We start from the raw sequence: 22343 nt of genomic DNA on the forward strand, positions 1-22343 counted from the left end.
GAAGCCTTTCCGGCTCCCGAAGCCCACCCTCTAGCTAGATGCCTAGAAATCTATCATACTCCCCGTAATGGCAGTTGGTTAAATGTGGCAGAGATTGAATTGAGTATTTTAACTAAACAATGTTTAGTTAGAGGCAACTAAAAGAACACCTTTGTTTTTAGAAGTAGAAGAAAGTGGTTGTTTGACTGAGTTAGGTTATCTAGTGAAAAGCTATGAAAAGAATTTTTTTGATGTCATTCATCTCACAGGTCATGCAACATTTCGGAATAACAAACCTTGCTTTATTACTGAGACAGAATATGGAGAAGCAGAATATAGTAGTGCGGAAGATATTGCCACAGAATTACAATTTCAGCATCCTAAACTAATTTTTCTGTGCAGTTGTCGGAGTGGATATTCACCGGAGGAAAATATTCCATCAATGGCAGAATCTTTATTAAGTCAAGGTGCAACAGCAGTTTTAGGATGGGGCGATCGGGTATTAGATACAGACGCAACAACAGCAGCAGCAAAATTATATCAGGGGTTGTCTTCTGGTAAGGGAGTAACGGAAGCATTAGGGGAAACTTACCAGGAATTAATTAAGGTTAATGCGAGAGATTGGCATAAATTACGACTTTATGTAGCGGGTAGTTTACCGGGAGCGTTGGTAACTCGTTTGAGAGAGCGAGGTCGCAAACCTGCACCCCGTTACCAGAAAACTATTGAATTTAGAGACCCAGAAGGTAAACTTAGGGTTGCCACTCGTGAAGATTTTGTTGGTCGTCGTCGTCAGTTACAAAATTGTCTCCGTGCTTTTAAGTTAGATGATAAGTTGGGAGTATTAATTCATGGTATGGGAGGTTTGGGAAAAAGTACTATTGCTTCTCGACTTTGGGAACGTTTATCGGAATATGAAAAGGTTTTCTGGTGGCGACAAATTGATAATTCTAATTTTGTGGAAAAATTGGCAGATAAATTGAGAGATCCTGACCTACGTTTTGCTTTAAAAAATAATCAAAATGAACTTAAATATAGGTTGCGAGATTTGTTTGAAAATTTGATTGAAGCTGGAGAAAAACCTTTTCTTTTCCTCTTTGATGACTTTGAATGGAATCTCGAACTTCGTGAAAGGGGATATGTTTTAAAACCTGAAGCAGCAGAAGTTTTAAATGCTTTGGTTTGGGCTATTCAAGAAATAGGTGCGAGGTAAAAATTTATTATTACTTGTCGTTATAACTTTCAAAATGATGAATTATTAAGTGAGTTTTGGGTACAAGGATTCAAGCCACTTCGCGAAGCTGACTTAGATAAAAAATTGAAACGTCTAGAGAATTTTAATTCTGGAAAAGTTGATAAAAAGTTAATCGAAAGAGCGTTAAAACTTGCCGACGGAAATGCTCGTTTATTGGAATGGTTGGATAATGAGGTACTTGTTTGTGAGGATATTGAGGGGAAGTTAAGTCAGCTTGAATGTAGTTCTGAAGATTGGCAAGGGAAAATTATTTGGTCTGAACTTTATGCACAAATTGATAAAAAAATTGTGCGGGTATTGAGTCATTGTTTGGTGTTTGAAATTCCTGTACCGATGTCAGCTTTAGAGGCGGTTTGTGAGTCTATTTATGGTGCTCAAGAACAACTGAATAGAAGTATTGATTTAGGTTTGATAGAAGTTAGTTCGGAAGTAGAAGAATCTGAGCGTCTTTATCGAGTTTCGCGGATTTTACTTCGTATTATTTCGAGTATTAAATTGCCAGAAGTGCCTGAAGTTTATTCTTTGTATGAAAAAGGTTCTGAAAAGTTATTTGAGTTGTGGGATACGAGATACAATGAAAGCGAGGAAAAATGGCGTGAGATTTTCCGGTTAAAGTTTGCCAATAAAAAAAATCCTGAGAGATTTCGACAAGGGTTTTCTCAAATGCTTGAGTCAGGAGAACGTCATGAAGCTGATAAAACTTTTGAGTCTGAACTTAGGCAAAACAAAACTGAACTACCAGAGGATAGTTTGTGTGTCCAACTAGAAGAATATATGTGTCAAGGTGAATGGAGAAAAGCTGATGAGGAGACTTTATTTATTTTTTATCAAGTAATGGCATTCAAGGATATTGAAAAACATAATATTTATGACGAGATTCCACTTTCAATACTGAGAGAAATAGACCAACTTTGGGTAAAATATAGTGATGGTAAGTTTGGCTTTTCTGTCCACAAGAAAATTTATCAGAGTGTGGGTGGTAGGAAAAAGTATGATGAGGAAGTATGGGAAGCGTTCGGTAACGAAGTTGGATGGCGTCAAGGAGGAGAATGGTTGTATTGGGATGACCTAACTTATCGCTTAGATACGCATTGTGTGGGGACTTTGCCTTCAGACATAGCAGGCGTTTGCAGTGAGGTGTGGGTGGTACCTGAGAGTGGGGTGTGGGTGTTGCTCGCACAGAGACTTGTAGACTTTAAACATATAAGCGTTTCAGCCGTCAATAGAAAAAACTTTTAGGAACTCAATTTTAGGAATTTTCTTTATTTCAGCATTTTTGATACCTGGCACAGTTCAGTTATCAGTTATCAGTTTTTTATAATCCATTTATTGGCGATCGCTCTATCTACCAGTTATCAGTATTAAAAAATTGCATTGCCACCTCTTGTTGTGAGGTACTTCTACTTTTCTATTCAACCTCCTAGAGTTTCCTTTGATAAATGTAGCGATAAGTGACATTAATTAATTTGTAATAGGGTTGGGTAGAACTCAGTGAAACCCAACAAATAATAGCAAATTCCAAACAGGTAGTTAGAGTTGGGTTTATCCTGCGGATCAGCTTCGCTTTTCATGTCGCGCAGCGTTTAATGTCGGCTCTTAGCCGAAAACGTTACCTCAACCCAACCTACAAAAACTATAACGTTGCAGTTAGGGGTTTAATCCCTCATAGCGCCAAAAAATCAGAAAACATTACCGTAGGGGTTTGGAAACCAAACCCTCATCTAAAATCAGGAACCCAACCTACAAAAACTATAACGTTGCAGTTAGGGGTTTAACCCCTCATAGCGTGAAAAAATCAGAAAACATTACCGTAGGGGTTTGGAAACCAAACCCTCATCTAAAATCAGGAACCCAACCTACAAAAACTATAACGTTGCAGTTAGGGGTTTAACCCCTCATAGCGTGAAAAAATCAGAAAACATTACCGTAGGGGTTTGGAAACCAAACCCTCATCTAAAATCAGGAACCCAACCTACAAACTGAAGGTAAAATTAATTAATTTGAATATCTGACAACTGAGCAGCAGCAATTCCCATAGTTACGAAGCAAATTTAAAATCCCCCTAAATCCCCCTTTGAAAGGGGGACTTTGAAGGCTCCCCTAACTGAAATTACCATGACTAAAACATTATTAAAACCAGAAAATTCAACTCTATTAATCGGAATTATATGGGAAACCTATCAAGCATTATTGTTAGATTTAGCAGAAAATCCTAGTAAAAAATTGACCTACAACCAAGGTACATTATAAATTATAACTCCCTTACCAGAATATGAAATTAATAAAGGTTTTTTAGGACGACTGGTACAAACAACTACAGAAGTATTAGGATTAGAAATATCAAGTCTTGGTTCGACAACATTAAGTCGAAAAGATTTGCAAAAAGGAGTTGAACCAGATGAATGTTATTACATCACCAATGAGGAATTAGTACATACAACTACATCAAAAGAATGACTGTTAAATGGCAATGAATGAACAGATGCTTGTTGAAACTTAACGTTAGAATAAGCCTGATATTTTTTCCTAGCTACATTTAACATATTTTCAGATATATCAACTCCTATAATTTCTTGTTTTGGATTTTTGTTAAGCAAAAGTCTTTCAAATTCCCCAGTGCCACAAGCAACATCTAAAATACTTGCTTGTGGCTCAATTTCCTGCCAGTTATGTAGAAAGGTAAGAGTATTAATTATATAATTACGCCAGCGTAAATCGTAAATATTAGCAAGTTCATCGTATTGCCTTTGAATTTTAATTTCGTTCATGTTATTTCAGTTATCAGTTATTAGTACTATAAATTTGAAAAAAGAATATTACGAATAATAAGGGCAGTCAAAATATTTTACCGAATAATTAAGGTTTAAAACCTCTCCTTTAAAGGAGAAAAAAGCGGTCGTTAGCGCAGCTTCCCGAAGGGTGGGATGGCGTTTGCTACCGCAAAGCTTTCCGTTCCGGAATGCTACCGCAAACGCTAACAGCGGAGCGGCTCTGTCAAGAGCGGGTTTCCTCGCCATATCCAATCGACCAAAAGAAGAAAAAATTTTCCCTTTTGCGTCAATTCTCTTCTTTTCAAGGAGAGGTAATTATTAATTATTAATTGTTGAAAGGAGAGGTAATTATTAATTATTAATTGTTGAAAGGAGATGTCTGTTTGACTAATAAGATAAGTTTTTAACTAATAAATGGTATCGAAGCTATTCATTCTGACTCCTGACTTCCCCTCCTGGGAGGGGTTAGGGGTGGGTTGACACCTAAAAAATTCCCCTAGCTATTTGTAGCAAACATTTATCAAATTGGTATACCTCCAGTTAAAGCTATAACCTTGAAATACTGAGGTTTATTTTTTCATCAATTTTTGAAGGTTATAGCTTGCCTAAACTTTTTCAATATATCAATACTTTTGACTTTTAACTTTTAACTTCCGCGTAGCGACACTAGATACATCAATTATTTATTCCTACTCCCTATTTTATGGAGAAGTTTAATATAGATACTTAACTTGGGGATATTTAGACAAAAATTTCACAAAATATAGCGTTTCCCAAGCTAATGAGGTACAGTTTTTTTTCTTATTTATCGATTCCTACAAAACCAGAATTACCGAATAATTAAGGTTTAAAGCCTCTCCTTTAAAGGAGAAACAAGAAAAAAATTTCATGATTAGTCAATCCTTTTCTTTTCAAGGAGAGGTAATTATTAATTATTAATTGTTGAATACTCCCTACTCCCTAAAACCAAGGAATTTTGTACCTCACGCTTTTTGGGAATTGCTATATACTTGACCAAATATTGATATAAAAAGTAAACTCTAGGAAAAATTAATTAATCATTTAACTAATCAAACATTATGATTTCTCTGAATAATCTGGGGGTAACTTACCAAGATGGCACAATAGCTTTACAGAACATTTCTGTTGAATTTACTCAAGGAGAATTCACGGTAATTTTAGGGTCTTCTGGGGCGGGAAAATCTACCCTCTTACGCTGTATAAACTTTCTTACTCATCCTACAAGTGGTCAAGTCATTACTGAAGGTAACAGTAATTTACATCACCCCAAAATATTACAAAAACATCGTCAAAGGACAGGAATGATTTTTCAACAACATCAATTAATTCCTCGACAAACAGCTCTGAAAAATGTTCTAGTAGGTCGTTTAGCTTATCATTCTACCCTGAGAAGTTTATTCCCTCTTCCTAAAAAAGATCAATATATTGCCTTAAACTGTCTAGAAAGAGTAGGTTTATTAGACAAAGCTTTAACACCTGTGAAAGCTTTAAGTGGAGGACAACAACAACGAGTAGGAATTGCTCGTGCTTTGGCCCAAAAACCTAAATTTCTCTTAGCTGATGAACCGATCGCTAGTTTAGACCCTGCCAGTTCTCATCAAGTTTTATCCAATTTACGAAAGATTTGTCAGGAAGATGGAATTGGAGCTTTAGTTAGTTTACACCAAGTTGATTTAGCTTTAGAATATGCCGATCGTATTATTGGATTAGGTAAGGGGACTATTCTCTTTGATGGTAGTCCTTCAGAGATTAAAAACCAACAACTTGAAGAAATTTATCAAAGGGAACAGGGAACAGGGAATAGGGAATAGAAAAGAAGAAAAACAACTCTACCTCATAACTTTGGGAATTGCTATATAGCAATATGATTTTAGTTGTGAGATATTGGAGACTTTTGCTTTAGGGAATAGGGAATAGGGAATAGGGAAAAAACGAATATAATAATAAAACTGTTATATTCTATGCTTTAAAGGAAAACCTCAATTCTCACATCTGATTCCTAATTGCTATATATCAAACTCTACCTTTAAGTAAAACTGCATAAATGTTATGTATAACACATTAGAAAAAAAGGGGATTGACTTTTGAGAGACAAGATTTATAATTTCATTAATGTAAGTATTCAGCTATTAGTAGTCAGATGGTGATTTTTAATTATTCTTGGATTGGAGACTAATTATTCCTTCCAAACAGTATGAATTAATAATACCAATTCCCAAAAGTATTGCTATACTTTTGTAGAACTTCAGTTGTCAATTAATCAGAACAAGCAAAATTATTTTTTGCTAATTTAAGCTAAGTTAATGTTAATTATTCTTATGTTTAGTTATCCCTCACTCCCCCACTCCTCTACTTCCCTGCTCAACAAAATGCAGAAAAGTTTTTGATAAATGGTATAATTCATAGCTGATGGCTGATAGCTGATAGCTGAATGCTTACTCATTAATTGTTTAGTCAAGAAAGATTATGTTAAGTTTAATCCTCAAAAAAAATTTTTTGATAGTGGTTTTTTTGGCTTGGTTAGGTTTAGTTAGTTGTAGTAATTCTAATACTCACACATCAAGTACAGAAAATCAGCCTACACAAGCAGATACAAAAGCTAACCCTGAGAAATTAGTTGTTGCTTTATTACCAGATGAATCTGCAGCTACTGTCATTCAAAATAATCAAGGACTAGAGACTTATTTAGAAAATAAACTAAGTAAAGATATTGAATTATTTGTCAGCACTGATTATTCTTCTATGATTGAAGTGGCTAGCAAAGGACCTTTAGATTTAGCCTATTTTGGTCCATTATCTTACGTTTTAGCGAAAACTAAAAGTAATATTGAACCCTTTGCTGCTTTAGAAAAAGATGGAAAAACCACTTATCAAGCTCTAGTTATTGGTAATGCAGAATCAGGAATTGATTCCTATGAAAAAATAGAAGGAAAAGTCATGGCATACGGCGATCAAGCTTCTACTTCTAGTCACTTAATTCCCAAGTCAATGTTAATGGAAAAAGGATTAAAAGCTGGGGAAAATTATGAAGAAGTTTTTGCGGGTGCCCATGATGCTGTTGCTGTTGCTGTTGCTAATGGAAAAGCACAAGCGGGAGGGTTGAGCAAACCCATTTTCACTGCCTTAGTTGAGAGGGGAACAATTGATAAAAGTAAGGTAATTATTATTGCTGAATCTAAACCTTTTCCTCAATATCCTTGGACAATGCGTTCTGATTTAGAACCTGAACTTAAAGCACAAATTCAACAGGCATTTTTCGAATTAGAAGATGAAGCGATACTAAAACCATTTAAAGCAGATGGATTTCAATCAATTACAGATGAAGATTATAATGTGGTGAGAGACTTAGGAAAACTACTAGATCTTGATTTTGCTGAATTGAGTAAATAATAGACTAAACAGAAGTATTCAGTTATTAGCTATTAGACCTCTGGTGAAAAAGATATAGATTTTTTGGAGGAGTAGGCAACAGGCAACAGGCAACAGGCAACAGGTAAGATATTTTTACGCGCGAAGGCACGAAAAAGAATTTTTTAGGGTGAATTTTTCGTATCCTTAGCCTGCTCTAATTAAAAGGTTTATTTATTTTCTGGAGATGTCTATTAGCTATTAGCTTCCGAAACACATCTCAAATTTCTCGCTACACAATTGTATGAGTTAACAACTTAAGTTAGTCATTATTGTGTTTCAACTCTATAGTTAAAAATGTAGCATAAGTTAAACGAAAAGCTTGCTTCATTTATGAAAAAAATTCAAGAGCTGAGACCTGACTGCTAATAGCTGTTTGCGCAGCAGTCCGCAGGAAATGCTTACAAAAAATTAGTCGATTTTCTTGTAAAAATTATCTTTGAGATATATGACAGTTACTCCTAATAAATTTGATAGTTTGCTCCGTCAACAACAAAGAAGTTGGTATATTTCTTTGACTAAAACATTGACTTTGTTAGGCATTATTTTAGTGAGTTTTGGGAGTGTGGGATTATTGGATGGACAACGATTATCTGAGGGAGTTCCTGATTTAATTGGGATGGTTGGAGAAATGTTCCCGCCAGATTTTAGTCGTGCTCTAGACTGGATTAAACCTTTAGTTGATACTATTGCTATGAGTATTGCTGGTACAGGTATGGCTATTGCTCTTTCTCTTCCCATTTCTTTAGGAGCTGCTCGTAATACTACACCTCATCCTTTTGTTTATTTCCTGTCAAGAATGATTCTGAACATAGCGAGGGCAATTCCTGAATTAATTCTAGGAATTCTGTTTGTGGCAGCAGTTGGATTTGGCACACTTCCTGGGGTATTAGCATTAGGATTTCATTCAATTGGTATGGTGGGAAAATTCTTTGCTGAGGCTATAGAACATACGGATAATTCTCCTATAGAAGCTGCAAAATCTGCGGGTGCTAATCATTTACAAATTATTTTTCATAGTATTTTTCCTCAAATTTTTCCTCAAATCGCTGACGTGACTTTTTACCGTTGGGAATACAATTTTCGAGCCTCAATGGTATTAGGAGCTGTGGGAGCTGGTGGCATTGGATTTGAAATTATTGGAGCCTTACGTTTACTTAAATATGAGGAAGTTTCTGCACTTTTATTGGTTGTGTTAATAATGGTTACTTTAGTTGATAGTTTAAGTAATTATTTACGTCAAAAATTTATTTAATTCTAGTCAAAGAAAGAAGGAAGAAGGAAGAAGGAAGAGGGAACAAAGAAGAAGGAAGAAGGAGTAAATATTGAAAAAAAGGGAAAAACTATAGGGTGCATCTCATATTTGCAAAAATACTTTTTTTCTATATATTCCCTATTCTCTATTCCCTGTTGCCTGTTGCCTAAAAACTATAAATTTTTGGCTTTATTCTTGCATTGAGATGCACCCAAACGATAGATATAACTATCTAAAATTAATTAGAGCAGCTATCTTTTTGTAGCATTTTTTTTTAATGTGGTATTACGCTGGCGAAGCCAGAAACTCGGTTTTTGATGTTTACTATTAAAAATCAACCTTCTTCCTTTTTCCTTCCTCCTTCTTCCTTCTTCCCTCTTCCTTCCTCCTTCTTCCTTCTTCCCTCTTCCTTCTTCCTTCCTCATTCTTCCTTCTTCCCTCTTCCTTCCTCCTTCTTCCTTCTTCCTTCCTCATTATGAATAAAAAACCTAAAGTTGTTATTACCCATTGGATTCATCCTGAAGTTATTGATTATTTGAGTCAAAGTTGTGATGTTATTCTCAATCAAACTCAAGACACATTATCTCGTGAAGAAATTATCAAACGAACTAAAGAAGCTGAAGGTTTAATGGTATTTATGCCTGACTATATTGAATCGAGTTTTTTAGATGCTTGTCCCCAATTAAAAGTTATTGCAGGAGCTTTAAGAGGTTATGATAATTTTGATATAAATGCTTGTACAAAACGAGGTATTTGGTTCACTATTGTTCCCGATTTATTAGCAGCATCCACAGCAGAATTAACCATTGGTTTACTAATTGGATTAGGTCGTCGAATGTTAGAAGGCGATCGCCTAATTCGTGATGGTAATTTTCAAGGATGGAAACCACAACTTTATAGTAGGGGGTTATTAAATCAAACTCTAGGAATTGTGGGAATGGGAAAATTAGGAAAAGCTTTAGCTCAAAGATTAGTAGGATTTGAAATGAATTTACTCTACAGCGATCCTATTCCTTTATCTGTAGAACAAGAAACTGTCTGGAAAATCTCTAGAGTGTCTTTATTAGAACTCTTAAAAAATAGTGATTATGTAGTGTTAATGGTACCCTTAATTCCTAATACCTATCATCTGATTAATCAAGATACCTTAGCGAAGATGAAAGCAAATAGTTTCCTAATTAATCCTTGTCGGGGGTCAGTTGTAGATGAGAAAGCGATCGCCTCAGCAATTCAATCAGGACATTTAGCTGGATATGCTGCTGATGTATTTGAGATGGAAGATTGGGCAATTCCTCATCGTCCTCAAGACATTTGTGAGACATTAATAACCGAGAAAAATCAGACTTTTTTTACACCTCATATAGGTTCCGCTGTTGATGAAATTCGCCATGATATTGCTCTTGAAGCAGCTAAAAATATTATTCAAGTTTTATCAGGAAATATGCCTCAAGGAGCAATTAATAAGCTATAATATAGAATCAATTTGAATAATTACTATTCAAAAGACTAGAGGCAGATATGCAAAACCCCTAGTCTCTCATCAGTAACCTAATTATTTAAAACTTTATGATTGTAAATTTAGTTAATTTACAGCTTGACAATATTCTTCATAAACACCATCAAGCAATAAATTTAAAGCATCTACTGCCTTAGCTGCTGCTGATAATGCTTCCTGTTTTTCAACATCAGTTTCGCACATTTTTACTAATGCTTCTCTTGTAACTTGGCTGTGAATTTCATCAGCTTTTTCATGTACTTGAAAAAAGGCTAAAGCTGCTTCAGAATTAATGCCATAAAATTCTTTCAAACCAGCAATTTTAGTAGTAGCTACTTCCGGAATTTGAGACTCATAAGCATAAAGAGCAGCTAAACCTTTTGCCGGATTTTCACTGCGGGATAACTCTTTGAGAATACTTACAGATTCCTTGGTTTTTGCTAAATGTTGCCTATTCTTAACTGCCTCTCGTTTTACACCCAAACCTTCCGCAAAACGTAACCATAATTCCGGATGATTTGCTGCTCCCATTTCCTCTTCCATGAGATTTTCCAAGAGCATTTTACGAGTTTCTAAATCATCACAAGCTGCATGAGTAGCACTAACATAAGTGGGGAAATAATGAACTTGTAGATAATATTCTTGAGCATACTCTTGCAACATTTCTAGAGAAAGTTTTCCTTCATTCCACATTTGGTAGAAAGAATGCTTAAGTAAATGTTGTTTTTCAATAATCTCATCAAGTTGTGCAAGGAAATCTTGTGCAGTCATTTGTGTATTTTGAAGCAACATACTTATTTAGTAAATTAATAGTTTCAGATATGGATATTATCATATGTTGCTCTATAGTGCTACGCGCAAGTCAGAAGTCAGAAGTCAGAAGTAATCCCTGATTGAGTTTGAGTGTTTACAATTGCCCTAACCTATTTGCGTAGTGCTATAACTAAAATTTATCGTCCTCACTAAAAGATGTAGTGCTATAGTTTGGAAGATATTTAGCTATTACCACATATTTGTAACTACGTCAAACCCTTGTTAGAGCAACTGATGAAAATTAGTCAATCTTTGTTGAATAAATATCAGGTAATTTCTTGAAAAACAACGAAATAATCATGGTTTTGGGCTGAAAAATCTTATTAAGTCACAAATACCCTTGGATTATTATCTATTAATTTTATCATGGGAAAGCTGAAACTATTGAAACTCCGTTAGCTAATTGAGGCTTTTTTTGATGTTTTTTGTCAGAGGTTGATGACAAAGTTGAAAAATTTAAAATTAGAAGCTGAAATTGATAATTAAAACTTTTCAAATAGCGATCGCTGAAGTCAGGAATGAGGATTCAATAATGGGACTTACACAAAGTAGAGTGATAAAATAGCTTCAAATATCGGTACTTTGATATTTTTTACAGCGAAAATGCCTTCAAAGCTAGTAGGGGTAAGGGAAATACGTTGCTCTGGCTAAAAATGGCTCTTTGCGTAGCATTCCGCAGGAAAACCTAGATATATCAGGAAAAAGGTTGGTAAAATGTAAAACCTAGACTATATAAGGGTTTGATGCTGTTTTTAACATATTTTTTGCCAAAGTACCGATATATACAGGTAGAAAGTTTAACTAGCTATCAGCTATCAGCATTTCAGCTAGCCTCCTAGGTCGGAACTGCGTTAACAGCTTTTTGACCTTGGGTTGAAATCCCCGACGAGGGCGTAAAAAAAAGTCCTAATGCTGACCACTGACTGCTGACTGCTATTTAAGTCAAAAAGTTATAAATCCTTAACTAACAAGGGTTCCAGCCCTTTTTAAGGGATTGATATCAAATCCGTTTAATTAGGTATAAAAATATTGTCTATCTTCACCATTGCCAAATCTTTATAACTGTTTTCCCTCCTGACTCCTACCTTCAAAAGATTTTATACCGATGCTACCGGATTTGATATAACGTAATTCCCTTGCCTAAACTGACTCTTAGCCATTTTTAGACCATAAAATGTCTAAGTACCACTAAGTCCTATTAGGACCACCAAGATGATGAAGAATGCCCTCGGCAAGTTGTTTGCCGACAAAAGGTTTAGGAACTAACTCATCAGCACCACTGGCAAATACTTCATCGCGCATATCTGCACCTGTATGAACACTGAGATACAACACAGGTAATCTAGACCAGCAAGGATAACTCCGAAGCACTTTACATAATTCAATTCCGCTAGAGCAAGGCATTTCGATATCCAGTACCAGTAAGCCAGCTAGTTTGAATTTTTTTCGTCAGTTTCTCAGATTGGATAATTGGATAGCTCATAGAGAACGAGGATACATATTTTTCGGAAAATCCTTATATTCCAACAACTAACAGCAAGTTGTTACTAGTTACATCTTTAAAAATCTTGAAATTTAGGATAGACTGTACCCGCCTCATCACAAATGCGGGATTTTTTTTGAAAAACAATAACTAAAATACTAACAGACTCCATAAAAATATCTTAATCAAGTAACAAAAAAATGATTATCAACGATCCTCAAAAACTATTAACTACCCCAATCGATGATAACTGGAAAATACCAAATAGGGTACTAGAAATTCCCCCTCATAGTATTCCTTTACATCCAAAAAGCCTAGAAAAATTATTACTTACAGCCAAAGAAGATAATTCCATAATTGTTTTTCAACCAACTTTGCCTATTCTCTCAGAATTAGGTTTACCCACTTATCCGATATTAGCCTATTTATATCCCCAACAATTCAGTAACATCTGGCATAAATTACAGCCACAAATTGAAGATTTCTTAACAGGTAAAAAAAACGATCGCATTCCTTTTACCTTAATATCTGAAATTGATATTGATGAACAACTACATTACTTTACTAACCATTATGGAAAAGCAATTAACCCCTCTTATGTCAGAGTAATTGTCGGTAATACTTGTAATCTTAAATGTGTCATGTGTCCCTATCACAGTTCTCTATTAAAACCAACTCATACCACAGATTTTTTTCAAGGGAAAAAACAGATGTCTTGGCAGATGATGGAACGGCTAGCACAAGACTGTGGCAAAGCCGGAATTAGTATTTTAATTGGCAGCGTTGAAGAACCACTCCTTCATCCTCAACTTGTGGATTTTATTCAACTTTCTAGACAGCAAGGAGTTCCTAAAGTTCATCTGACAACTAATGGTCAACTACTGGATGAGACTAGAGCTACAGCATTATTAAAAGCCGGATTAACCAGTATTGATATTAGTATTGATGCAGCAACTCCAGAAACTTATTTAAAAGTTAGAGGAGCAGATTTTAACCGAGTAGAATCTAATGTAATTAACTTCCTGAAAATTAGAGATAAACTAGGAATTTCCTGTGAAGTCAGAACATCCTTTGTGAGAAATAAAGATGTAACAGAAGCAGAGGAAAAACAATTTTTCAATCGTTGGTTCTCGAAAGTAAATAGTATTTTTATTTTAAATGTCGCCGAATATCAACAAACCAATATGCGACTCAAAAATACTAATCAAGCAGTACAAAAATCTCTCCAATATTATCAACAAAAAGCTCAAGTCAGGTGGCCTTGTTTATTTCCTTTTATAGAAATGGCAGTCTTGCCCGATGGCAGAATATATTATTGTATAGAAACTTTATTTAGATTAGGCTTTGATAAAGATATTGAAAGTTTAGGAGATTATCATCAACAAACATTACAAGAAATTTGGTCTGGAGAATTATTTGAGCAACTGCGACGAGATTTAATATTGAATGAATTAGAAAAAAGAACAGCTTGTAAAGATTGCGATATGTGGATGTCACAAGTTATTAATATGGAAAAAAAAGATGAATGTCAAGTTCTGACAACTACAGTCACAGAAATTTATTCTCAAGTCTAATTAAATTTTATCCTTAACTTCGGGTGAGCCTTTTAGAATGTGGTGACGGTTGGATGAAGAATACAAAAATTTACATTGGGAATTCTAAAATATATGGTAAAATTTCCCCATCTTAACCTGATATTTCTCAAATAATTGAGTTTATTGACTCTAACAATTTAATCTTTGCCTTAGATGATCCACACATGGATCGTTAATTGATGTTATTAGAAAAGTTGTAGAGTTTTGATGAAAATCATCTCAGGAGATGGTGAAAAAGATTGTTTGGAATAATCCTATATGTTTCTGTAAGTAAAAAAAAGGAGAGAACTTATGCCTGGATTTGGCGGTCGTAATTTTTTTCATCAAGCTAAGAAATTACATCAATACCAGTCTGTTGTACCAAAAGAATCAAAAGCATCGGTAGAAGCTATATTGCGTATGTATCAGCAAGCAAAAGAAATTTCTCAAATCATTGCTTATATTTGGCGATGGAGTGATGATGATCAAGAATTAGATGAACCTTTTGAGATTGATGGTAATAAGTATACCAAGAAACAGGATATTGCTCGTAAATTAAATAATTATTTTATGCATCCCACTGACTTTAGTCAGAAATCTACTGATAATAACTTAAATGATAATTTGAAGAAATTGTTCAGAGCTTCGCCTGGAGATGGTAGTAAAGAAGGGAATTTCCTGAAAGCTGTTTTTGGTGCTAATATAGTAGAAGAGAATGGACAATATATTTTCCCTATATTTAACGATTTTGAACGAGGTGAATCAAATAATGGATTATTTGGTTATTTGTTTATAATCGATACTAATGTTTTTCAAGGAAAAATAGAAGATCCAGAAATCCATGGTTCATACCATATGAAGCTTACTATTCCCTATCCTCCACGTCCCCAACTAGGAGAGGTATTGCTGAAGGACACTGATTTGGATGATTGGATAAGTAATAGAGAAAAAGGAGAATTTATTGCATCAAATCCTTTTATACCAGCAAGCTGCTCTTAATTGTTTTTAGCTGAATCTATCCGGTAGTGCATCAGCAAAGTGTGGGATAAGCAATTAGGTCGTTCCAACTCCAAGGAGCGATCGCCAACTCAGCTCTTTGTGCAGCAGTATTTTCTTTGCGACTATGAACCCAAATCCAATTGAAGTACGCGATCGCTAACCTAACCGTTATCTCTGTCTGGGCCCAGACCTTACCAAATTTATTCTGTCGGCGATGCCACCGACCTATCTGCTGTCTGATCATCCCGTTAGTTCGCTCTAACTGCTGCGTCTGGTCTTTACCAATGATGTGCTTTACTTCAGGAGGGAGAACTCGCTCATATCCACCCCAATCATCAGTATGCCAATGTTTACAGTTAGTTTTCCCTTCTGTGTTGGCGATTAATTCTGCGATGAATTGGTCAGTGTGTTTGCCGACACGAGTGGCCAAAATTAATCCACTTGATGATGCTTGAGTCATCCCAATCCAACAATCACCTTCTGTCAATTCATTCATCTGACAGTGTTTTTGTTTTTTTGGACAAATGACCAAAATTCGTCACTACTGACTTGTGAGGTTTCTATATTTTGTACATGGGCATTATGAATCATTTGCCCTTTTTTAGAGGCTGCTCTAACCAAACTAACTACTGTATTATAGGCTAGATTGACTGTGCGACTAATTCCTCTTAAGCTACTGCCCTCAACATGAGCTTGTAGAACAATGCGCATTTTTTCTGGTTCAATTTGCCGACGATAGTATAGAGTGTCAAAAGTTTCAGTGAAAGTTTGTCCGCATTCGGGACAATAGTATCGTTGAGTTCCTTTACTGGTTTTTCCGTGTTTATGGGGTTTATGATAACCACACAGAGGACATTCCATAATTATTTCCACGATTTAGGGACTATATTCATCTGATCATTCCCACACTTTCTTGATGCACTACCATCTATCCCAATAATACAAATTTTAAGCATTTCATAATTTGTCAGTTAGCTTAATGTAAAGGTTTGAACAATAGTGGGATAGATTCCTAAATCTTTATCTTGAAATCAAGGTTAGACTTTACCCGCTTCACGCAAATGCGGGATTTTTTTTTATGAGTAACAAATTAAAAGTTTAGGAGATTATGACCAGCAAATATTACAAGAGATTTGTTCTGGAGATTTATTTCAACAACTGCGACGAGATTTAATCCTGAATGAGTTAGAAAAAAAGAACAGCTTGTAAAGATTGCAGTATGTAGATATCACAAGTTATTAATCGAGAAATCTAAAGATAAGTACCAAGTTCTGACAACCACAGTAATATAAATTTATTCTCAGGTATAATTACAAAAATTAATAACAATGCTTATTCTAGACTTACCCCTGTAAAAACTAACAAGCTAAAAACCTTATTTCTATAAAGATTATGAAAGATTATGAGATTCTCAAAAAAATCTATGAAAGTCCCAATTCCTTAGTTTATAAAGCTATTCTCAAGCTAGATAATCAACCTATTATTCTTAAAGTACTTAAAGAAAACTACCCTACTGCTTCTGAACTCACCCGCTATAAACAAGAATATGAAATTACTCGTTCCTTGAATGTAGATACTATTGTAAAAGCTTACAACCTACAAAGATACGAGAATAGTTTAGCAATACTTCTAGAAGACTTCGGCGGTCAATCTCTAAAATCACTACTATCCCAAAGTCAATTAAACTTAGAAAACTTTCTAACCATCGCCATCAAAACAACAGAAAGTTTAGCAGCAATTCATCAGGCTAATATTATCCACAAAGACATTAACCCCTCAAATATTGTCTATAACCCCCAAACAGAAGAACTCAAAATCATTGACTTTGGCATATCTACCCGTTTATCCCAAGAATTTCTCACAGTCGTTCCCCCCAACCAACTAGAAGGAACCTTAGCATATATCGCCCCAGAACAAACAGGTAGAATGAACCGAGGCATAGATTATCGTAGCGACTTTTATTCCCTGGGCGTAACATTCTATGAACTTTTAACCAATAAACTACCTTTTGAAACAACTGACCCCATGGAATTAGTTCATTGTCATATTGCCCAACAACCATTACCAGTACATCAACTAATTCCCGATATTCCTAATTCTGTATCTAATATCATCAACAAACTATTAGCAAAAACCCCAGAAGAAAGATATCAAAGTGCTTGGGGAATCAAAGCAGATCTACAAACCTGTCTGGATCAATTAAAGACTTTAGGAGAAATTTCAGATTTTCCAATAGCTACTCAAGATATTTGTGAGAAATTTCAGATTCCTCAAAAACTCTATGGTAGAGAACAAGAAGTTACTCAACTGTTAACAGCATTCGAGGAAGTAAGTCTGGGAACCACAGGAATGATTCTAATTTCTGGTTATTCAGGAATAGGCAAATCAGCATTAGTCAATGAAATTCATAAACCCATCACAAAAAAACGAGGAAAATATATTAGTGGAAAATTTGACCAACTCCAGAGAGATATTCCTTATTCAGCAATTTCTCAAGCATTTCAAGAATTAATCCGTAAACTGCTAAGTGAACCAGAAACTACCCTACAAACATGGAAAAATAAATTATTAGAAGCTCTAGGAAATAACGGTCAAATTATTATTGATGTAATTCCCGAAGTTGAAAAAATCATCGGTAAACAACCACAAGTCGAACAATTAGGAGCTAGCGAAAGTCAAAATAGATTTAATTTATTCTTTCAAAGATTTTTGAGTGTATTTTGTCAAAAAGAACATCCTCTAGTTATCTTTATTGACGATTTACAATGGGCAGATTTACCATCTCTGAACTTAATTGAGCAATTAATTGCAGATCCTGACAACCAATATTTTCTTTTAATAGGAGCATATCGAGATAATGAAGTTAATTCGACTCACCCTCTAGTATGTACTTTAGAAAAAATCAAGCAAGCGAAAGTACCAGTTAATGAAATTACCCTTGACCCATTAAAAATTAATCATATTAATCAATTAACCGCTGAGACTCTAAATTGCTCCACAGAAATCACCAAACCTTTAGCAGAATTAGTTGCAAAAAAAACAGGAGGTAATCCATTTTTCCTGACTCAACTTCTTGATTCTTTATACCAAGAAAATTTCTTAGTATTTAACCCTGAGCAATCTCCTAGTTACTGGCAATGGAATATAGACGAAATTGAAAGTGTATCTATTACCGATAATGTAGTTGACTTAATGGTTAGAAAAATTGAAAATTTGGATAAAAAAACTCAACAAGTTCTCAAATTAGCTTCTTGTATTGGCAACCAATTTAATTTAGAAATTCTGGCGATCGTTAATAATAAATCTCAAACAGTCACAGCTAAAGAAATACAGTCAGCTCTAGATGAAAGTTTAATAATTCCTCTAGACAATAATTATAAAGTTCCTTTGCTTTGGCATTCAGAAAAATTATCAAATAATAGTTCAGAAACTTTTGATGAATATGCGAAATATATTCCCTACAAATTTTTACATGACCGAGTACAACAAGCAGCTTATTCTTTGATACCAGAAACAGAAAAAAAGCAGGTTCATCTACAAGTAGGTCGTTTGCTACTGAAAAATGTTCAAGATGCTCAGAATAAAGATGATGAGTTACAGAACAATATTTTTGATATTGTTAATCAACTGAACGAAGGTAGGGAGTTAATTACTGACCAATTAGAAAAAGGTGAGTTAGCTAAATTAAATCTTCAAGCTGGAAAAAAGGCTAAAGCATCGACTGCTTATGAAACGGCATTAAAGTATATAGAAACTGGGGTGAAATTTTTAGATTTTCACCAATGGAGTTATCAAAATTCATTAATATTTGAAGTTCATCTAGAATTTTTAGAAGTTCTTTATTTAACCGCCAATTATCAAAAAGTTCAAGATTACTCTGACATTTTGCTAAGTAAAAATTATGATACTCTCGACAAAGTGAAGATATATCAAATCAAAAGTTTGTCTTATATGTCCGATCTTAACCAACAAAAAGCAATAGAAAATTTTGTCAAAGCTTTAGCATTACCTAAAATAGACATAGATATACCTCAAAATGAAGAAGAAATAAAAGAAAGAACCGACCAAGAATATAAGCGTTTAAAATTTATTTTAAAAGATAAACAGATTCAGGATTTAGTCGATCTTCCACAACTAACAGATCCTTATAAAATTTCAGCTATAATAATATCACAACGGATGATACCTCTTCTAGTGAGTACAAGTTCACCTTTAGCATCTTTGATTATACTAACTATAATAAATCTCTGCATTCAATACGGTAATCCACCTCAAGCTGCTGGTAGCTATGCTGTTTACGGTATTTTATTCTCACCTTCTTCTCCCGAGGATATTGAATTAGGATATCAGTTTGGACAATTATCTCTGAAGTTGCAAGAAAAATATAATATATCTTCATTAGAACCTTTAGTCATCCATCTCTATTATGGACACGTCCGTTATTGGAAAGAATATTTAAGAAATACTGAGGCACAAGAACAATGCATTCATGGATTTCAGAAAGGTAGGGATATGGGAGATTATATTTGGGCTTTCTCCTGTTTCATTAGTTATTATCTTATCAATTTATTTGGAGGATATAGCTTAGAAATTATCTGGGAAAAAAGTGGAAAATATGTTCAGTTAATTAATGATTTTCAAATAGAGTATTGTACTAATTACACACACATATGTCATCAAATAGTAAACAATTTAATAAACAACTCGAAACATTTTGTTCTTATTGGTAATTCTTTGTCAGCAGAAGAATCTTATTTAGATAATTGGAATAAAAGTAAAAATATATGGTTGTTATTTATCACTTATGTTGCCAAAACATTTCTACTTTACTTTTTCAAGCAATATGATAGGGCGATTGATTATTCAATCAAAGGTCAAAAACACAATTATGGTGGTTGTTCCAAATATTTACCAGCTCCTCAACATAATTTCTATTCATCTCTTACTTTCCTAGCTAATTATCATAACTCAGATCCAATTAAACAAAAACAATTACTAGAGCAAGTAGAAAAAAATCAAGAAAGCATGAAAATGTGGACTGGGAATTGCCGTGAAAATTTCCAGCACAAATACGATTTAGTAGAAGCAGAAAAAGCCAGAATATTAGGACAAACTTTACAAGCGCAACAACTGTATGATCGCGCCATTCAAGGAGCAAAAAAATATGAATTTATCCATGAAGAAGCTTTAGCTTACGAACGAGCAGCAGAATTTTATCTTGCCCTTGACAGACAAGAAATAGGTCAACTTTACCTCAGAAACGCCCATCATTGTTACATCCGTTGGGGAGCAAAAGCTAAAGTCAAACAATTAGAAGAGGAATATCCTCAGTATTTATTAGGGGTAGTAAATAAAACTAAATCAAAAGGTATTAGTACAACTATTTCTACCTCCGGTAATGATGGAGAAATTCTCGACTTAACCACAGTAATGAAAGCATCTCAAGCAATTTCTGGTGAAATTAAGCTTGAAAATCTCCTGCACAACTTAATGAAAATTACCATCGAAAATGCCGGAGCACAAACAGGATTTTTAATTCTCTACCATCAAGGAAATTGGGTTATAGAAGCTCAAGGAAAAATAAACAGCGACGAAGTAAAAATTTTACAATCAATTCCCATCGAATCTACAGACCCTCAAACATCAATTCCCATATTACCAACTACCATTATTAACTATGTAATTCGCACTCAAGAAAATATTGCACTCAACGACGCAGCTAACCAAGGACAATTTATTAATGACCCTTATATTATCGCCACAAAAAGTAAATCAATTCTCTGTACACCCCTAATTAATCAAAGTCAATTAAGCGGAATAGTTTATTTAGAAAATAATTTAACCACAAATACATTCACCTCAGAAAGAGTCGAACTATTAAATATTTTATCTGCTCAAGCAGCAATTTCCATCGACAATTCCCGACTTTATCAAACCCTAGAACAAAGAGTAGAAGAACGCACAAAAGAACTATCTCAAACCTTAGACGTTCTCAAAGCAACTCAAGCAGAACTAATCTTTGAAAATGAACTACTAAAAACTGGCAAACCTGCCTCTAATTTTAACTATAAAGTAGGTGGAAGTTTGCCGATGAATGCCCCTACTTATGTAGTCCGGCAAGCCGATCGCACCCTCTACCAAGCCTTAAAACAAGGAGATTTTTGTTATATTTTGAATGCTCGACAAATGGGAAAATCTAGTCTCATGGTCAGAATGATACACCATCTTAACCATGAAGGACATCATTGTGCTGCAATAGATTTAACTCAAATTGGTAGTGAAAATGTGACAGTAGAACAATGGTATAAAGGATTAGCAGTGGATCTATTGCGCAGTTTTCGTTTAATGAAAAAATTTAATTTAATCAAATTAAAAACTTGGTGGAATGACAGATTAGATATTTCTCCCGTACAAAGATTAGGTCAATTTATTGAAGATATTTTATTAGTTGAACTGAATAATGAGAACGATGAATCTATCAAAAAAGTCTTCATTTTTCTTGATGAAGTTGATACAATTTTAAGCTTGAAATTTCCAGTAAATGACTTTTTTGCCCTGATACGCTCTTGCTACAATAAACGAATGATTCATCCAGAATCTATATACCAGAATCTCGCCTTTGCTTTTTTTGGGGTAGCAACTCCTTCAGAATTAATGACTGATATTAGAAGAACCCCTTTTAATATTGGTCAAACAATTGAACTAGAAAGCTTCAAAAAACATGAAGCACAACCTTTATTATATGGAATAACAGAAAAAGTTAGTAATCCTCAAACCATGCTCCAAGAAATATTAAACTGGACCGGAGGACAGCCTTTTTTAACTCAAAAACTATGTCAATTAATTCGTAATTCAGAAATACCAATTCCAGTCAATGGTGAAACTAAGTGGATAGAAAACTTAGTACAAGAAAAAATCCTGAAAAATTGGGAAAGTCAAGATGAACCAGAACATTTAAAAACAATACGCGATCGTATTTTTCATAGTAAAAATAGAAGACAAATGCTCGAAATTTATCAACAATTATTAGAGCAAAAAGAGATAATGAGAACAAACATTCCAGAAGAAAAAGAATTATGTTTATCAGGACTGGTAATTAAGCAAAATGATTTGCTGAAAATTCATAACCGCATTTATGAATTAATATTTAATCACAGTTGGACTGAAAAAAATCTGCTTGAGTTGAGCTAATAGTCAGGAGTTAGTCCTCAGAAGTCAGTTCTCAGAAGTCAGGAGTAATTGTGAAATATTCTATTCTGGTCTCCGTTCTACTAAACTTACCCAAACTTC

General features: G+C 34.4%; 15 protein-coding genes and 1 pseudogene. 11 read left to right on the plus strand and 5 right to left on the minus strand.

The genetic code is table 11. The features are described from left to right. The 4 genes and pseudogenes from F6K18_RS23800 to F6K18_RS23815 form a co-directional block, all read left to right on the plus strand. Positions 1 to 132: pseudogene (locus tag F6K18_RS23800) on the plus strand (IS630 family transposase); the annotation flags it as partial. 19 nt (positions 133 to 151) lie between these two features. Beyond that, on the plus strand, positions 152 to 1192 hold the full coding sequence (locus F6K18_RS23805) for an ATP-binding protein (protein WP_287524756.1): 1041 nt from the start codon (positions 152 to 154) through the stop codon (positions 1190 to 1192). A 105-nt stretch (positions 1193 to 1297) separates the two neighbouring features. After that, positions 1298 to 2473: a GUN4 domain-containing protein gene (locus F6K18_RS23810; protein ID WP_287524758.1), complete on the plus strand. Its 1176-nt coding sequence runs from the start codon at positions 1298 to 1300 to the stop codon at positions 2471 to 2473. Positions 2474 to 3349: 876 nt separating this feature from the next. After that, the gene (locus F6K18_RS23815; protein ID WP_287524760.1) at positions 3350 to 3484 is read left to right on the plus strand and encodes a hypothetical protein; all 135 of its coding nucleotides are present in this window, start codon (positions 3350 to 3352) and stop codon (positions 3482 to 3484) included. Positions 3485 to 3642: 158 nt separating this feature from the next. Here the strand turns inward: F6K18_RS23815 and F6K18_RS23820 are convergent, their stop codons facing one another. Beyond that, positions 3643 to 4002, minus strand: coding sequence for a class I SAM-dependent methyltransferase (locus F6K18_RS23820; protein ID WP_287524762.1), 360 nt, complete (start codon positions 4000 to 4002; stop codon positions 3643 to 3645). Between the two features lie 1082 nt (positions 4003 to 5084). On the opposite strand from F6K18_RS23820, the gene phnC reads away from it, so the two are divergent. The 3 genes from phnC (at position 5085) to phnE (ending at position 8689) form a co-directional block, all read left to right on the plus strand. Further along, entirely contained in the window at positions 5085 to 5837 is a 753-nt protein-coding gene (gene phnC, locus F6K18_RS23825; protein ID WP_287279688.1) for a phosphonate ABC transporter ATP-binding protein, read from the plus strand. A gap of 655 nt (positions 5838 to 6492) precedes the next feature. After that, positions 6493 to 7416: a phosphate/phosphite/phosphonate ABC transporter substrate-binding protein gene (gene phnD / locus F6K18_RS23830; RefSeq protein ID WP_287524765.1), complete on the plus strand. Its 924-nt coding sequence runs from the start codon at positions 6493 to 6495 to the stop codon at positions 7414 to 7416. Positions 7417 to 7882: 466 nt separating this feature from the next. Beyond that, positions 7883 to 8689, plus strand: coding sequence for a phosphonate ABC transporter, permease protein PhnE (gene phnE, locus F6K18_RS23835; RefSeq protein ID WP_287524767.1), 807 nt, complete (start codon positions 7883 to 7885; stop codon positions 8687 to 8689). 327 nt (positions 8690 to 9016) lie between these two features. On the opposite strand, the gene F6K18_RS23840 is transcribed toward phnE, so the two are convergent. Then, a complete protein-coding gene (locus F6K18_RS23840; RefSeq protein ID WP_287524769.1) occupies positions 9017 to 9163 on the minus strand; it encodes a hypothetical protein in 147 nt (48 codons plus the stop codon). A gap of 1 nt (position 9164) precedes the next feature. Here F6K18_RS23840 and F6K18_RS23845 point away from each other — a divergent pair, with 1 nt between their 5' ends. Continuing rightward, on the plus strand, positions 9165 to 10160 hold the full coding sequence (locus tag F6K18_RS23845; RefSeq protein ID WP_287524770.1) for a phosphonate dehydrogenase: 996 nt from the start codon (positions 9165 to 9167) through the stop codon (positions 10158 to 10160). Between the two features lie 111 nt (positions 10161 to 10271). On the opposite strand, the gene F6K18_RS23850 is transcribed toward F6K18_RS23845, so the two are convergent. Beyond that, entirely contained in the window at positions 10272 to 10955 is a 684-nt protein-coding gene (locus tag F6K18_RS23850; RefSeq protein WP_287279692.1) for a CADD family putative folate metabolism protein, read from the minus strand. Between the two features lie 1230 nt (positions 10956 to 12185). Next, entirely contained in the window at positions 12186 to 12419 is a 234-nt protein-coding gene (locus F6K18_RS23855; protein ID WP_287524841.1) for a response regulator, read from the minus strand. 261 nt (positions 12420 to 12680) lie between these two features. Here F6K18_RS23855 and F6K18_RS23860 point away from each other — a divergent pair, with 261 nt between their 5' ends. Together F6K18_RS23860 and F6K18_RS23865 are read left to right on the plus strand one after the other, a co-directional pair. Next, a complete protein-coding gene (locus F6K18_RS23860; RefSeq protein ID WP_287524772.1) occupies positions 12681 to 14054 on the plus strand; it encodes a radical SAM protein in 1374 nt (457 codons plus the stop codon). A gap of 312 nt (positions 14055 to 14366) precedes the next feature. Beyond that, positions 14367 to 15053 (plus strand): hypothetical protein, encoded by a 687-nt coding sequence (locus tag F6K18_RS23865; protein WP_287524774.1) that lies wholly within the window; start codon positions 14367 to 14369, stop codon positions 15051 to 15053. 31 nt (positions 15054 to 15084) lie between these two features. Here the strand turns inward: F6K18_RS23865 and F6K18_RS23870 are convergent. Continuing rightward, positions 15085 to 15929, minus strand: a protein-coding gene (locus F6K18_RS23870) for an IS1 family transposase (RefSeq protein WP_287524843.1) whose coding sequence is annotated in 2 segments (ribosomal slippage) — positions 15085 to 15570 and positions 15573 to 15929 — 843 coding nt in all. Because the reading frame shifts where the segments join, the coding sequence is not laid out codon by codon here. A 516-nt stretch (positions 15930 to 16445) separates the two neighbouring features. Here F6K18_RS23870 and F6K18_RS23875 point away from each other — a divergent pair. Beyond that, the gene (locus tag F6K18_RS23875) at positions 16446 to 22244 is read left to right on the plus strand and encodes an AAA family ATPase (RefSeq protein WP_287524776.1); all 5799 of its coding nucleotides are present in this window, start codon (positions 16446 to 16448) and stop codon (positions 22242 to 22244) included. Positions 22245 to 22343: the final 99 nt, after the last annotated feature.

Source organism: Okeania sp. SIO2C2 (genome assembly GCF_010692625.1).
Taxonomy (GTDB): domain Bacteria; phylum Cyanobacteriota; class Cyanobacteriia; order Cyanobacteriales; family Microcoleaceae; genus Okeania; species Okeania hirsuta.

What these genes read in the sequence shown, in the direction of transcription:
- F6K18_RS23865 (WP_287524774.1), top strand. Translation starts at nt 14,367, where the DNA reads ATGCCTGGATTTGGCGGTCGTAATTTTTTTCATCAAGCTAAGAAATTA.
- phnC (WP_287279688.1), top strand. Translation starts at nt 5,085, where the DNA reads ATGATTTCTCTGAATAATCTGGGGGTAACTTACCAAGATGGCACAATA.
- F6K18_RS23860 (WP_287524772.1), top strand. Translation starts at nt 12,681, where the DNA reads ATGATTATCAACGATCCTCAAAAACTATTAACTACCCCAATCGATGAT.
- F6K18_RS23845 (WP_287524770.1), top strand. Translation starts at nt 9,165, where the DNA reads ATGAATAAAAAACCTAAAGTTGTTATTACCCATTGGATTCATCCTGAA.
- F6K18_RS23840 (WP_287524769.1), bottom strand. Translation starts at nt 9,163, where the DNA reads ATGAGGAAGGAAGAAGGAAGAAGGAGGAAGGAAGAGGGAAGAAGGAAG.
- F6K18_RS23820 (WP_287524762.1), bottom strand. Translation starts at nt 4,002, where the DNA reads ATGAACGAAATTAAAATTCAAAGGCAATACGATGAACTTGCTAATATT.
- phnE (WP_287524767.1), top strand. Translation starts at nt 7,883, where the DNA reads ATGACAGTTACTCCTAATAAATTTGATAGTTTGCTCCGTCAACAACAA.
- F6K18_RS23850 (WP_287279692.1), bottom strand. Translation starts at nt 10,955, where the DNA reads ATGACTGCACAAGATTTCCTTGCACAACTTGATGAGATTATTGAAAAA.
- F6K18_RS23815 (WP_287524760.1), top strand. Translation starts at nt 3,350, where the DNA reads ATGACTAAAACATTATTAAAACCAGAAAATTCAACTCTATTAATCGGA.
- phnD (WP_287524765.1), top strand. Translation starts at nt 6,493, where the DNA reads ATGTTAAGTTTAATCCTCAAAAAAAATTTTTTGATAGTGGTTTTTTTG.
- F6K18_RS23875 (WP_287524776.1), top strand. Translation starts at nt 16,446, where the DNA reads ATGAAAGATTATGAGATTCTCAAAAAAATCTATGAAAGTCCCAATTCC.